General features: G+C 55.6%; 13 protein-coding genes and 1 pseudogene. 10 read left to right on the top strand and 4 right to left on the bottom strand.

Going from position 1 to position 14009, the window contains the following annotated elements; translation table 11 throughout:
• Window positions 1-66: 66 nt before the first annotated feature.
• Window positions 67-639 carry a nucleotide exchange factor GrpE gene (grpE, locus tag H5P17_RS21125; protein WP_020828269.1) on the top strand — a complete coding sequence of 191 codons (573 nt, stop codon included), beginning with the start codon at window positions 67-69 and terminating at the stop codon, window positions 637-639.
• A 51-nt stretch (window positions 640-690) separates the two neighbouring features.
• On the opposite strand, the gene ung is transcribed toward grpE, so the two are convergent.
• Window positions 691-1374 (bottom strand): uracil-DNA glycosylase, encoded by a 684-nt coding sequence (ung, locus tag H5P17_RS21130; RefSeq protein ID WP_020828268.1) that lies wholly within the window; start codon window positions 1372-1374, stop codon window positions 691-693.
• A 345-nt stretch (window positions 1375-1719) separates the two neighbouring features.
• Here ung and grcA point away from each other — a divergent pair, with 345 nt between their 5' ends.
• The 3 genes from grcA (at window position 1720) to H5P17_RS21145 (ending at window position 4000) form a co-directional block, all read left to right on the top strand.
• Window positions 1720-2103, top strand: a complete 384-nt coding sequence (gene grcA, locus H5P17_RS21135) for an autonomous glycyl radical cofactor GrcA (RefSeq protein ID WP_182825024.1) — start codon at window positions 1720-1722, stop codon at window positions 2101-2103.
• 186 nt (window positions 2104-2289) lie between these two features.
• Window positions 2290-3252: a DUF2974 domain-containing protein gene (locus H5P17_RS21140; protein WP_182825026.1), complete on the top strand. Its 963-nt coding sequence runs from the start codon at window positions 2290-2292 to the stop codon at window positions 3250-3252.
• The gene (locus H5P17_RS21145; protein ID WP_182825028.1) at window positions 3245-4000 is read left to right on the top strand and encodes an ankyrin repeat domain-containing protein; all 756 of its coding nucleotides are present in this window, start codon (window positions 3245-3247) and stop codon (window positions 3998-4000) included. The genes H5P17_RS21140 and H5P17_RS21145 overlap by 8 nt, the downstream gene beginning before the upstream one ends.
• Window positions 4001-4058: 58 nt before the next feature.
• Here H5P17_RS21145 and srmB read toward each other — a convergent pair whose 3' ends face one another.
• A complete protein-coding gene (gene srmB / locus H5P17_RS21150; RefSeq protein WP_182825030.1) occupies window positions 4059-5384 on the bottom strand; it encodes an ATP-dependent RNA helicase SrmB in 1326 nt (441 codons plus the stop codon).
• Window positions 5385-5483: 99 nt separating this feature from the next.
• Between srmB and H5P17_RS21155 the strand changes: the two genes are divergently transcribed.
• A complete protein-coding gene (locus H5P17_RS21155; protein ID WP_182825032.1) occupies window positions 5484-6266 on the top strand; it encodes a tRNA1(Val) (adenine(37)-N6)-methyltransferase in 783 nt (260 codons plus the stop codon).
• 42 nt (window positions 6267-6308) lie between these two features.
• Here H5P17_RS21155 and nadB read toward each other — a convergent pair whose 3' ends face one another.
• Window positions 6309-7910, bottom strand: coding sequence for an L-aspartate oxidase (gene nadB, locus H5P17_RS21160; protein ID WP_182825034.1), 1602 nt, complete (start codon window positions 7908-7910; stop codon window positions 6309-6311).
• 213 nt (window positions 7911-8123) lie between these two features.
• On the opposite strand from nadB, the gene rpoE reads away from it, so the two are divergent.
• From rpoE to rseC, 4 genes are read left to right on the top strand one after another with little or no spacing between them, the layout of a single operon-like run.
• Window positions 8124-8699 (top strand): RNA polymerase sigma factor RpoE, encoded by a 576-nt coding sequence (rpoE, locus tag H5P17_RS21165; protein ID WP_012146382.1) that lies wholly within the window; start codon window positions 8124-8126, stop codon window positions 8697-8699.
• Between the two features lie 30 nt (window positions 8700-8729).
• On the top strand, window positions 8730-9383 hold the full coding sequence (gene rseA, locus H5P17_RS21170; RefSeq protein WP_044554534.1) for an anti-sigma-E factor RseA: 654 nt from the start codon (window positions 8730-8732) through the stop codon (window positions 9381-9383).
• A complete protein-coding gene (rseB, locus tag H5P17_RS21175) occupies window positions 9383-10342 on the top strand; it encodes a sigma-E factor regulatory protein RseB (RefSeq protein WP_020828260.1) in 960 nt (319 codons plus the stop codon). Before rseA ends, rseB begins: the two co-directional genes overlap by 1 nt.
• Window positions 10339-10806, top strand: coding sequence for a SoxR-reducing system protein RseC (gene rseC, locus H5P17_RS21180; protein ID WP_182825036.1), 468 nt, complete (start codon window positions 10339-10341; stop codon window positions 10804-10806). Before rseB ends, rseC begins: the two co-directional genes overlap by 4 nt.
• Here rseC and H5P17_RS21185 read toward each other — a convergent pair.
• Window positions 10806-11641 (bottom strand): annotated as a pseudogene (locus H5P17_RS21185) (hypothetical protein); the annotation flags it as partial. The gene rseC and the pseudogene H5P17_RS21185 overlap by 1 nt on opposite strands.
• A gap of 542 nt (window positions 11642-12183) precedes the next feature.
• On the opposite strand from H5P17_RS21185, the gene lepA reads away from it, so the two are divergent.
• A complete protein-coding gene (gene lepA / locus H5P17_RS21190; RefSeq protein WP_020828257.1) occupies window positions 12184-13983 on the top strand; it encodes a translation elongation factor 4 in 1800 nt (599 codons plus the stop codon).
• Window positions 13984-14009 lie beyond the last annotated feature (26 nt).

Genomic DNA, 14009 nt, shown 5'->3' on the forward strand with positions numbered 1-14009 from the left:
AAACCCCGGTTTTGATCCCCATAATAAGCCAAGTTGCGAGATTAATGCTAAAACGCGGAGATATTCATGAGTAGTAAAGAACAGAAGACGCCAAACGAGCAAGTCTCGGAAGAAATGGAACAGCAGGAAGTCTTGCCGGAAGCGGCTGAGGGCGTCGATCTGCGGGATGAGCGCATTGCTGAGCTGGAAGCTCAACTGGCCGAAGCCCAGCAGCATGAACGCGACAGCCTGCTGCGTGCCAAAGCGGAAATGGAAAATGTCCGCCGCCGCACCGAGCTGGATATCGAAAAAGCACACAAATTTGCGCTGGAGAAGTTCTCCGGTGATCTGCTGCCGGTGCTTGATAACCTGGAGCGCGCGCTGGAACTGGCGGATAAAAACAATCCGGAACTGACGGCGATGATTGAAGGCATCGAGCTGACGCTGAAGTCCCTGCAGGACGTCGTACGCAAGTACGGGATCGAAATCGTTGGCGACATTAACGTGCCGTTCAACCCGGATGTGCACCAGGCAATGAGCCTGATGGAGTCTGCCGATCACCAGCCGAACCACGTCATGATGGTGATGCAGAAAGGCTATACGCTGAATGGTCGCCTGCTGCGCCCGGCGATGGTGGCGGTTTCCAAAGCCAAGGCTTAAGCCGAATTCAATAAGGAAAAGGCACCTGCGGGTGCCTTTTTTGCGTCTGGGTTAAGCCTGCGGCAGTCGCGGTAGCCAGTCGATAGGCGCCAACCCCTGCTGTTCCAACAGTTGGTTGGTCTGCGAAAAGTGGCGACAGCCGAGGAAGCCACGGTGGGCGGAGAGCGGCGAAGGGTGCGGCGCTTTCAACACGTGGTGGCGGTTGCGATCGATAAAGTTGCCTTTTTTCTGCGCATGCGATCCCCACAGCAGGAACACTATGCCTTCGCGGTTTTCATTCAGCGCGGCGATCACTCGGTCGGTAAAGGTTTCCCAGCCCAGTTTGGCGTGGGAATGCGCCTGGCCGCCTTCAACGGTCAATACCGTGTTCAACAACAGCACACCCTGTTCCGCCCAGCTTTGCAGGTAGCCATGGCTGGGGCGCTCAAAGCCCGGGATATCCGTCGCCAGCTCTTTATACATGTTCACCAGCGAAGGGGGAGCGGGCACGCCAGGGAGCACCGAGAAGGACAGCCCGTGAGCCTGATTCGGGCCGTGATAGGGATCCTGACCGAGGATCACCACCTTCACGTCCGCCAGCTCGGTATAACGAAAGGCGTTGAACACGTCTTTTTGCGGTGGATAAATGGTCTTACCGGCCTGGCGTTCAGCGGCAACAAAGGCAAGCGTTTCATGAAAATAGGGCTGCTCTTTCTCCTTGCCGATAACATCATGCCAGGTTAGGGAGGTGGACATAAACGCTCTCCTTTGTTTTCGTTAGCAATTCACTGGGCATAGCTTACCGTTTAGTGCCACGCAGCGAAACCCGCTTTTCTTTTTCCACCGCAGCCCTGCATGCAAATATTTTTTAAAATTTACAAAAATAATTGCGATGTGTTCTGCGGGGAAAATTGACATAAAACATAAACTTGCCCATTCACGCCATGAGGTCACCCCGCAAAAATTGACTTTAATCAAAGAATTGCCTCAGCCAGACTGGTATACAGAACAACAAGACAACAATGGTTTTACCAAATGGCCGAAACCAACATTGGGTTTTTTTCGAAGTAGAATTTTTCGCCCTTGTACGGAGGCAACAAAATGATTACTGGTATTCAAATCACTAAAGCGAACGACCAGGCGCTGGTGAACTCTTTCTGGCTGGTGGACGACGAAACATCAGAAGCCCGCTGCGTTTGCGCTAAAGCCAACTATGCGGAAGATCAGGTGGTACCGGTCAGCGAACTGGGCCAGATCGAATATCGCGAAGTGCCGTTGGAAATGCAATCGACCGTTCGCGTTGAAGGTGGTCAGCACCTGAACGTAAACGTGCTGCGTCGCGAAACGCTGGAAGATGCGGTTAAGCATCCGGAAAAATACCCGCAGCTGACTATCCGCGTGTCCGGCTATGCGGTGCGTTTCAACTCGCTGACGCCAGAACAGCAGCGTGACGTGATTACACGTACCTTTACCGAAAGCCTGTAATTCTTCGCACGCTTAATAAGGGAGCTTCGGCTCCCTTTTTTCTGGCCGCAACGGCCAGAAAGTGAATCCGGATCACATTCCTCGCAAAGATAATCCTTCTCATTACAGAACTGCTCCGACCTGCCGATAGCTACATCAGCACCCAATGAGGTGCGGCATTGATAAGTCTATCGACAAGGAGTCGGCATGAGTATGTCTTTGAGTTTTACCTCTGCGATCGCCCCAGCAGCCATTCAGCCCCCGATGGTGCGTACGCAACCAGAACCGTTGAGTTCCTCGCAGCCTGTAGAAGCTTCTGCAACAAAGGCTCCGGTGGCCACGCTTTCCCAAAACAGCCTGAACGCCCAGAGCCTGCTGAACACGCTGGTCAGCGAGATATCGGCAGCCGCGCCGGCGGCGGCGAACCAGGGCGTGACGCGCGGGCAGCAGCCACAGAAGGGGGACTATACGCTGGCGTTACTGGCTAAAGACGTTTACAGCACCGGTAGTCAGGGAGTCGAAGGTTTCAACCGGTTGAGCGCCGACGCCTTGCTGGGTGCCGGCATTGACCCTGCTAGTCTGCAGGATGCGGCATCGGGTTTTCAGGCCGGGATTTACACGGATAATCAGCAGTATGTGTTGGCCTTCGCCGGCACCAATGATATGCGCGACTGGTTGAGCAACGTGCGCCAGGCGACCGGCTATGACGATGTGCAGTACAATCAGGCGGTATCCCTTGCGAAAAGCGCCAAGGCAGCCTTTGGTGATGCGCTGGTGATCGCCGGTCATTCGCTTGGCGGCGGTCTGGCGGCTACGGCAGCGCTGGCGACGGGCACGGTGGCGGTGACTTTTAACGCTGCGGGGGTTTCCGACTATACGCTGAATCGTATGGGGATCGATCCGGCAGCGGCGAAGCAGGATGCACAAGCCGGGGGTATCCGCCGTTACAGCGAGCAATACGACATGCTGACCGGAACGCAGGAATCCACTTCGCTGATCCCGGATGCCATCGGGCATAAAATCACGCTGGCCAATAACGACACCCTGAGCGGCATTGACGACTGGCGCCCGAGCAAACACCTGGATCGCAGCCTGACGGCTCACGGGATTGATAAGGTGATCAGCTCGATGGCGGAGCAAAAGCCATGGGAGGCGAAGGCCAATGCCTGAACGGCGGCGCCTATGGCAGACGTTAATGATCGCCACGCTGGCGGTAATCGCTATCGCCGGTTTGCTGATGATGGCTAAGGAACAACAGATGAATCAGGAAATTTCTCCGTTTAACGGGCGCGGCAATCTGGCACTGGCTCAGGCGGTGGCGCGTGGTGACACCAACGGGATTACCGAGCAGGCAACTCAGACGCGCCTGCATGAACAGGGGGACCGTCAGGTCACTTTGCTGCAATGGGCCATACTGTCGCAGCAACCGCAAAGCCTAAGCTCGCTGCTGGCGTTGGGCGCCGATGCGACCACTCCGGGCCTGGATGGCAACAGTGCGTTGCATACCGCCGCTGCGGTGCAGGACCCGCAGTATCTGCGATTGTTGTTGGCACACGGGGTGCCGATGAATCCGCGCAATGCGGTGACTGGCGCTACACCGCTGGCAGCGGCGGTGTTGGCGGGGCGGGAAGAGCAAGTGCGGTTGCTGTTGGTGTCCGGTGCCGATGTCACGCTGAGCGATCGGCTGGGGGATACGCCTTTGCACCTGGCGGCAAAAATCAATGCGCCGCAGTTGGCGCTGATGCTGTTGCAGGCGGGGGCAGACGCCAAAGCCCGCAATCAGCAAGGCGTGGCCTTCCAGTTCTATTTATCGCAGACGCCGACGGCATTGCAAAATGAAGAAATGCGCGATCGCTATCGTCAACTGAACGCCTGGCTGAAAGCCCATCAACTGGCGGCGCAATACGGACAGCAGTAACGGGGCATAAAAAAACCGCCTGCAGAAAGAGAGGCGGTTTTTATTCACTGCGGTGGTATTATTTCGCGCCGCTGTCCTCTGGCTTGGCCTTTGGCTGGCGGCGTTTGCCTACGTTTTTCGCATCGCGATGACGTACTTTCACCTTGGCTTTTTCTTTGTTCTTTTCTTTGTCTGAGGCGCGCTTGGCCAGTACCTTCTTCGAAGGCTTGCCGTTGCTCTTTTCGCTTGGCACTTTGGTTGATGGACGCAGCTCATCGATCACGCGTGCTTTCAGCGGCTCGTTCAGATAACGGCCCACTTTGCCCAGCAGCAGGTGGTCGTGTGCTTCAACCAACGAAATTGCGGTGCCTTTTCGCCCGGCACGACCGGTACGGCCGATACGGTGCAAATAGGTATCCGCGGTGCGCGGCATGTCGAAGTTGAACACGTGGGTGATATCCAGGATATCCAGACCACGGGCGGCAACGTCGGTAGCGACCAGCACGTTGACACGGCCGTCCATCATGCGTTTTACCGCTTCGTTGCGCTTGGCCTGCACCATTTCGCCTTCGAGGTAGCAGGTGTTGATGCCTGCCTCGCGCAGCCAGCCGGCCAACTCATGCACACGCTCACGTTTGCGCACGAAGATCACGGATTTCTGCACGTCCGGCTGCTGCAGCAAGTGCACCAACAGGGCGGTTTTATGCTGTACGTCGTCGGCGCGGTAGTACCATTGCAGGATCTTTTTACGTTCGCGGCGTGACGGATCGGCTTCGACCTCTACCGGTTCTTTCAGAATGCGTTCGGCGAATTCGCGGATGGCATCGCCTTCCAGCGTCGCGGAGAACAGCAGGGTCTGGTTACGCCAGCGGGTCTCGGCGGAAATGGTTTCGATGTCCTGCGCGAAGCCCATGTCGAGCATGCGGTCGGCTTCATCGAGGATCAGCGTCTCTACCGCGCGGCAGTCGAAGTTTTCTTCTTTAATATACTGCAGCAGGCGACCGGTGGTCGCGACCACCACGTCCTGGTTTTCACTGAAGACTTCCGCGTGGTTCATATAAGCGACGCCGCCGGTGATGGTGGCGATATCCAGCGAAGTATGAGCAGCCAGTTCACGAGCCTGATCGGCTACCTGCATCGCCAGCTCGCGCGTTGGCGTCAGGATCAGTACGCGCGGTGGGCCGGACTTCTTGCGTGGGAAGTCGAGCAGATGTTGCAATACCGGCAGCAAAAATGCCGCGGTCTTGCCGGTGCCGGTTGGCGCCGAACCCAATACGTCGCGCCCATCCATCGCAGGCGGGATCGCCTCGGCTTGAATGGCGGTTGGGCGTTCGTAGCCTTTATCGCGCAGGGCGTTTATCAGGCGTTCATCGAGTTCGAGTTCGGAAAAATTGGTTACTGTCATGGTCTACCTCTACTTGGGGCGCCGATTATAGACGGGTTGGCCGCGTTCTTCACCTATTTAAGCGGAAAGCATCTCTTTTCCCAAAAATCAGATTGCCTTATGCTACGCCAGTTTTGTCTTCAGGTGGTTATTGTGAGTACTCAATCGAAAGCAAATTTCACCCCGCGTCGCGGTGGTTTTACCTTTAAGCAGTTTTTTGTTGCTCACGATCGCTGTGCAATGAAGGTGGGCACCGATGGCGTGCTGCTCGGCGCATGGGCGCCCTTGGCGCAGGCGCAACGCGTGCTGGATATCGGCAGCGGTAGCGGACTGATCGCGCTGATGCTGGCGCAGCGTTCCGCCGAAAACGTGCGAATTGACGCAGTGGAACTGGACGAGGCTGCCGCAGCACAGGCGCATGAAAACGTGCAGGAGTCTCCCTGGTCTCAACGCATCCAGGTGCATGCGCAAGACATTCACCACTATGCTCAGCATCATGCCGGTGAATATGATCTGATCGTCAGCAACCCGCCATATTTTGAGCCGGCTGTCGCCTGCCGGGACCAGGCGCGCCATAACGCGCGTTATACCGAAACGCTCACCCACGACGCCTTGCTGGAAAGTGCGGAACGGTTGATTGCCCAGCAGGGGACTTTTTGCGTAGTGCTGCCGCATGATATTGGTGAGGCCTTTGAAAGTAATGCACAACGCCGTGGATGGCATACTGCGCAACGGCTGAACGTCAGCGATCGCGCCGATACGCCGTTGCATCGTGTGCTGCTGGCTATGACCCGTCAACCGACGGAAGAAAAAGCGGTGCAAAGCCTGGCGATCAAGCTGGCTGATGGCAGTTACACCGAGGCGTTCCGCCGTTTGATTACCGATTTCTACCTGTTCTATTGAAATGAAAAGGGCGCCACAGTGGGCGCCCTTGCGGTATCGCTGCTAGGGTTGCAGTATGGTTGGCAGCGCTTCCGGCAGCATATCCGGGTAGTCCAGCGTATAGTGCAGCCCGCGACTTTCTTTACGCGCCATCGCGCTGCGTACGATCAATTCCGCCACTTGCACCAGATTTCGCAGCTCCAGCAAATTGTTGGAGATACGGAAGTTGGCGTAGTACTCATCAATTTCCGCCTGCAGCGTATTGATGCGGCGTAACGCACGTTCCAACCGTTTGGTGGTGCGCACGATCCCAACGTAGTCCCACATAAACAGCCGCAGTTCATGCCAGTTGTGCTGAATGACCACTCGCTCGTCTGCATCATCCACCCGGCTCTCATCCCACTGCGGCAGCTGTTTCGCCAGCTTGATGAACGGCAGGCGCATCATGATGTCTTCTGCCGCCGACCAGCCGTAAACCAAACACTCCAGCAGTGAGTTGGATGCCATTCGATTGGCGCCATGCAGGCCGGTATAGCTGACTTCGCCAATGGCATACAGCCCGTCCAGATCGGTACGGCCATGCTGATCGACCATTACGCCGCCGCAGGTGTAGTGCGCGGCGGGTACGATAGGGATCGGCTGCGTAGTCAGATCGAAGCCCAGCGTCAGCAGTTTTTCATGGATCATCGGGAAATGCTGAGTAATGAATTCAGCCGGTTTATGGCTGATATCCAGATACATGCAGTCCGCACCCAGCCGCTTCATTTCGTGGTCGATGGCGCGGGCAACCACATCTCGCGGCGCCAATTCGCCTCGTGAGTCAAAATCGGGCATAAAGCGGCTGCCGTCCGGGCGCTTCAGATAAGCCCCTTCACCGCGCAGGGCTTCGGTTAGCAGGAAGTTTCGCGCCTGTGGGTGGAACAGGCAGGTCGGGTGAAACTGGTTAAATTCGAGGTTGGCGACGCGGCACCCTGCACGCCAGGCCATGGCGATACCGTCTCCGGAAGAGATGTCCGGGTTGGTGGTGTACTGGTACACCTTGGCCGCACCGCCGGTAGCCAGCACCACCGTTTTGGCACGGTAGGTTTCTACCTGTTCCAGTTCGCGGTTCCAGACGTAGGCGCCGACCACTCTGCGGGTTCCCGGCAGGCCGATTTTGTTGGAGGTGATCAGATCGACCGCATTGCGGCGTTCCATCACGCAAATATTGGGGTGGGCGCTTGCTTTCCCTACCAGTGTGGTCTCTACTTCTTTACCTGTAGCATCGGCGGCATGCAGGATACGGCGGTGGCTGTGCCCCCCTTCCCGCGTCAGGTGGTAATGTTCTTCGCCCTGGGCGTTGACTTCGGTGTCGAACAAGACCCCTTGATCAATCAGCCACTGCACGCAGTGGCGCGCATTGCCTGCGATAAACTCAACGGCGTCTCTGTCACACAGGCCGGCTCCGGCAATCAAAGTGTCATCAACGTGTGAGGCAATACTGTCCGTTTCATCGAAAACCGCGGCAATCCCGCCTTGGGCATAGAATGTGGCGCCTTCGTTGAGCGGCCCCTTGCTGAGTACGGTAACCTTGCAATGCTGCGCCAGGCGCAACGCCAGTGACAAGCCCGCAGCACCGCTGCCGACGATCAGTACATCGCTAACATGTTCAGATGATGGTTGCATAACGTATGATGTGTGCAGAAGAAGAGTGAAATTCATGTTAGCCTAATTGTCCGGGCAAAAGCCACGGATGGGTGACATCAACATAAAAAACAATGGCAATATGGAACTTCGCGTTCTGTATGAACTCCAAGCGAGTGCTTGCTCAGGAAAATAATGTATGGCTGGCAGTACAATTTTACGCGTGGAGACGGATTTGGGGAGAGTTTACCTCGGATGAGCGAGCAGTTAACGGATCAAGTTCTGGTTGAGCGGGTCCAAAAGGGCGATCAGAAATCGTTTAATTTACTGGTGATTCGTTACCAGCATAAAGTTGCGAGTCTCGTTTCCCGGTATGTACCGCAGGGCGATGTGCCGGATGTGGTGCAGGAGTCGTTTATTAAAGCCTATCGCGCACTGGAATCATTCCGTGGGGATAGCGCTTTCTATACCTGGTTGTATCGAATCGCCGTGAACACGGCAAAGAATTATTTGGTTGCTCAGGGCCGTCGTCCGCCGTCCAGCGATGTGGATGCCAACGACGCCGAAAATTACGAAAGTGCGGGTGCACTGAAAGAAATTTCGAACCCTGAGAACTTAATGTTGTCAGAAGAGCTGAGACAGATAGTTTTCCGTACCATTGAGTCTCTCCCTGAGGATCTTCGCATGGCGATTACCCTGCGGGAGTTGGATGGTCTAAGCTACGAAGAGATAGCGGCCATCATGGATTGCCCGGTCGGAACGGTACGTTCGCGTATTTTCCGCGCCAGGGAGGCTATCGATAATAAAGTTCAACCGCTGATTCAACGTTAGCAATGGCGGACACAGGAAGGGTACTTAGGCATGCAGAAAGAAAAGCTTTCCGCTCTGATGGATGGAGAATCGCTCGACAGCGAGCTACTGAGTTCATTGTCTAAAGACAGGGCGCTTCAACAAAGCTGGCAGAGCTATCACCTGATACGTGACACACTACGGGGTGATATCGGACAAGTCATGCATTTCGATATCGCAGATCGTGTTGCTGCTGCACTTGAGAAAGAACCCGCACGTCTGGTTCCTTCTGCAGTGCCGGAGTCTCAGCCGCAACCGCACACCTGGCAGAAAATGCCGTTCTGGGACAAAGTTCGTCCCTGGGCCAGCCAGATCACACAGATTGGCATGGCGGCCTGCGTGTCGCTCGCGGTGATTGTCGGCGTTCAGCAGTACAATCAGCCGACAGAACAATCGGCTGCCGCTGAATCACCGGCGTTCACTACCCTGCCAATCATGGGGCAGGCGTCACCGGTTAGCCTCGGCGTGCCGGCAGACAGTTTCTCTACCGGCAGCGGACAACAGCAGCAGGTGCAGGAACAGCGCAAACGTATTAACGCTATGCTGCAAGATTATGAGTTGCAACGTCGTTTGCATTCTGATCAGCTGCAGCTTGAGCAAAGCACACCACAACAGGCTGCCGTTCAGGTTCCCGGAACTCAGTCTTTAGGAATGCAACAGCAGTAATGAAGCAAATTTGGTTCTCCGTCTGTCTATTGACGGGCAGCCTGCTCTACTCAAGCATCGCCCCGGCGCAGCCCACTGCGTCCGGGGCGTTGTTGCAACAGATGAGCAGTGCCAGCCGTTCGCTCAATTATGAACTCGCCTATATCAGCATCAGCAAGCAGGGAATTGAATCGCTGCGCTATCGTCATGCGGTGATCGATCAATTGCCGCTCGGCCAACTGCTGCATATGGATGGTCCACGCCGTGAAGTGTTACAACGCGGCGGCGGGATCAGCTATTTCGAACCCGGTCTGGAGCCCTTTACGCTGTCCGGCGATCACATCGTCGACGCGTTGCCGGCGATTGTTTATGCCGATTTCAGCCGCCTGGCGAAATATTACGATTTCATCTCCGTTGGCAGCACCCGTATTTCCGATCGTCCCTGCGAAGTGATCCGCGTGGTTGCACGTGATGGCTCACGCTATAGCTATATAGTCTGGATGGACGAAGATACCAAGCTGCCACTGCGGGTGGATCTGATCGATCGCGACGGCGAAACGCTGGAGCAATATCGGGTGATTTCGTTCGTGGTCGGGCCGCAAGTGCAAGGCGTGATGGAAGGGCTGATCAAAGCTAACCTGCCGCCGTTGCTGTCGCTGCCTGCGGTAGATAAAATCAAGCTGAGCTGGAGCACGGGCTGGTTACCGGCTGGGGTGGACGAGGTGGCGCGTAATCGCCGTAAACTGCCGAATGTGACAGAGCCGGTAGAGTCACGGCTTTACAGCGATGGTTTATTCAGCTTCTCGGTCAATATAAGTCCTGCGGGCAGCGGTGCAGGCCAGCAGTATTATCGCCAGGGTCGACGCACGATTCAGACCGAAGTGCGTAACGGCAATGAGATTACCATTGTTGGCGAATTGCCGCCGGCAACGGCTAAACGTATTGCTGACAGTATTTCTTTCAAGGTATCGCCACAATGATGAAAGAGTGGGCCACGGTAGTCTCGTGGAAACAGGGCGTAGCGCTGTTGCGTTGTGAACCGAAAGCCGGATGCGGTAGCTGCAATGCCCGTTCTGGCTGCGGGGCGCGTGCGCTCAATGAGCTGGTGCCCGAAACCGAGCACCAGCTGCAGGTGCGCATCGAGCAGCCGCTCGAACCAGGCCAGCGGGTTGAAGTAGGCATTGCAGAAGGCAGCCTGTTGCGTTCTGCGATGCTGGTCTATCTGACACCGCTGGTGGGCATGATGCTGGGCGGCAGCCTGTTGCAATACTGGCTCGGCACCGACGCTTCGGCCGCGCTCGGTGCCTTGTTGGGCGGTGGGCTGGCCTTTATTCTGGCTCGCAGCCTGGCACAACGTCTTGGCGAACAGGCGAATTACCAACCTATCGTTTTACAAATCGGTTTACCGCCTGGGGCCATGCGCCTGCAGACGGAAAACGAATAAAACTGCTGCCGCATCACCGCCGGTTATGGTAGGCGGGGATGCGGCTGTAGATCATATGCTCCAGCAGTGCGATAAACAGATCGGCGCTGAGCAGCGAAAAATACCCTATCGTAAACAGAGCATTGCCCTGATTATCCAGCAGGCGGATCGTGCCATGCCGTGGATTATTCTCGAGTTCGCGGATCTGCTCAATCGGGATAATTCCTTGTGCCGTAATCAGTGCATTGGCACTTAGCTTCAGCGTTTGGATCTGTTTCCCTTTCCGGTTGCCGGGTAACAAATGACTCAGCCAGCGCGCGCCGCAGCTGAGATAGTGAAACGACAGCACTTCCCCCTGATACAACGCATTCAGCGCAAGCGGCCCACGTTGCTGGATCTGCTGATTGATAAGGGTATCTGCCAGCCGCCAGGAGTGAGACAGGTTGCTGAACACCGGGCACCAGGGGTGTTCCGCCGAGGTACGAAAGGCCATTACGTCGAACAATCCGCCAAAAAAGCGACCACAGCGAAAACGATAAATATCCCCAATTTTTTCAAAGGGAACAAAGCGTTCCTTGTGAGTTCGTTGGTTCATCACCCGAACGCCGTGTTCGTATAGACGATAGGTCAACGCCGGCCGCAGAAAGTGGCGCAGTGCCAGAAGAATACAGCCGAGTAGAATAGTGGCTGCGCCGGTTTGCAGTAGGGTCAGTATCGCACTTTCATCCATATTGCTCAGCAGCGGCAGTAACAGCAGTGCCGCACCAATGGTTAACAGCAGCGCAGCCGCCGTCAGAATGCCCCAATTGACCTTAGAAAAATCGTGCCGGCTCAGCATTTGCCCTTTATCGATCATTTTGCACCTTCCAATCAACACGCAGAGATATGCTGGTGAACCCCGGTGGGCATGCCGATGTAGTGCCCTAAATTATGTTTTGTCGCGGTGTTCACCCTCATTTCTATAGAAGCCACCGGGACGCGTATATGGGGTTTTTCCTAAAGCCACAGACGCAAAGTGCAATTCTAAGATGTTGATCCGGATATTATTTTATCAATAACTCGGAGAGGGTTTATTGCGTTATTGGCGGTTATGTATTACTGCCGAATCTTATCGATGATGGCGAAAGGCATGCGAGCAACAAAGGCGGTTGCAACTTGGTGTGGCGGGCACGCTGAGTTTTGTTAACATCGGCTTTCATAACCCGGAGCGCGCTGTAACATTAAAGTGCACATAATAGAATGCCTTCACTGCACCGATCGCTAGGTTTTCAGTGTTGTGACATGTAGAATGCAGCGATTCAGGCGCAAGACGGCCGAACCCATTCACTGTCGCTTTAGGTCCATGCGGGTTTCTATAGGCGAGTAATTCAGAAATACCAAGGCAGAAAAACTTTTATAATGAAGCATATACGAAATTTCTCCATTATTGCCCACATTGACCACGGTAAGTCGACGCTGTCCGACCGCATCATTCAAATTTGCGGTGGCTTGACCGAACGTGAAATGGCCGCGCAGGTGCTCGATTCTATGGATCTGGAGCGCGAGCGCGGCATTACCATCAAAGCGCAGAGCGTTACGCTGGATTATAAGGCGCAGGACGGTCAAACCTATCAGCTCAACTTTATCGACACCCCAGGGCACGTTGACTTCTCTTACGAGGTTTCGCGCTCACTGGCCGCCTGTGAGGGCGCGCTGCTGGTGGTCGATGCCGGGCAGGGCGTAGAAGCTCAAACGCTGGCCAACTGTTACACCGCGCTGGATATGGATCTGGAAGTGGTGCCGGTACTGAACAAAATTGACTTGCCGGCAGCCGATCCTGACCGCGCCGCGCAGGAAATTGAAGATATCGTTGGCATCGACGCGACCGACGCGGTGCGTTGTTCCGCCAAAACCGGTGTAGGCGTGCCGGAAGTGCTCGAACGCCTGGTGCGCGACATCCCGGGGCCGCAAGGCGATCCGGATGCGCCTCTGCAGGCTCTGATCATCGACTCCTGGTTCGATAACTACCTTGGCGTAGTTTCCCTGGTGCGCGTTAAAAACGGCACCATGCGCAAGGGCGACAAGATCAAGGTTATGAGCACCGGCCAAACCTACAACGCCGATCGTCTGGGTATCTTCACGCCGAAGCGTGTCGATCGCGACGTGTTGAACTGTGGCGAAGTAGGCTGGTTGGTCTGTGCAATCAAAGATATCCTCGGCGCGCCGGTGGGCGATACCCTGACGTTGGCACGCCAGCCGGCGGACAAGGCCTTGCCGGGCTTCAAAAAAGTGAAGCCGCAGGTTTATGCGGGCCTGTTCCCGATCAGCTCCGACGACTATGAGTCCTTCCGCGATGCGTTGGGCAAACTGAGCCTGAACGACGCCTCCCTGTTCTATGAGCCAGAGAGCTCCACCGCGCTGGGCTTCGGCTTCCGTTGTGGCTTCCTCGGCCTGCTGCACATGGAGATCATTCAGGAACGTCTGGAACGTGAATACGATCTGGAACTGATCACCACCGCACCGACGGTAGTGTATGAAGTGGAAACTACCAGCAAAGAGACTATTTACGTTGATAGTCCGTCCAAGCTGCCGCCGCTGAACAACATCGAAGAGCTGCGTGAGCCGATCGCCGAGTGCCACATGCTGATGCCGCAGGAATTCCTGGGGAACGTCATCACGCTGTGTATCGAAAAACGCGGTGTGCAGACCAACATGGTTTATCACGGCAATCAGGTTGCGCTGACTTACGAAATCCCGATGGCGGAAGTGGTACTCGACTTCTTCGACCGTCTGAAGTCCACGTCCCGCGGTTATGCGTCGCTGGATTACAACTTCAAACGCTTCCAGACCTCTGACATGGTGCGTGTTGACGTGCTGATCAACAACGAGCGTGTGGATGCGCTGGCGCTGATTACTCACCGCGACAATGCGCAATACCGTGGCCGCGAGCTGGTGGAGAAGATGAAAGAGCTGATCCCGCGTCAGCAGTTCGACATCGCCATTCAGGCGGCGATCGGCACCCATATCATCGCGCGCTCCACGGTGAAACAGCTGCGTAAAAACGTACTGGCAAAATGCTATGGCGGCGACGTCAGCCGTAAGAAGAAGCTGTTGCAGAAACAGAAAGACGGTAAGAAACGCATGAAGCAGGTGGGTAACGTAGAGTTGCCGCAAGAAGCGTTCCTGGCCATTCTGCACGTTGGCAAAGACAGTAAGTAAGCGATAAGTTCGCGTAACTAGGGAGT

Source organism: Serratia sp. OS31, assembly GCF_014164835.1.
Classification (GTDB): domain Bacteria; phylum Pseudomonadota; class Gammaproteobacteria; order Enterobacterales; family Enterobacteriaceae; genus Serratia; species Serratia liquefaciens_A.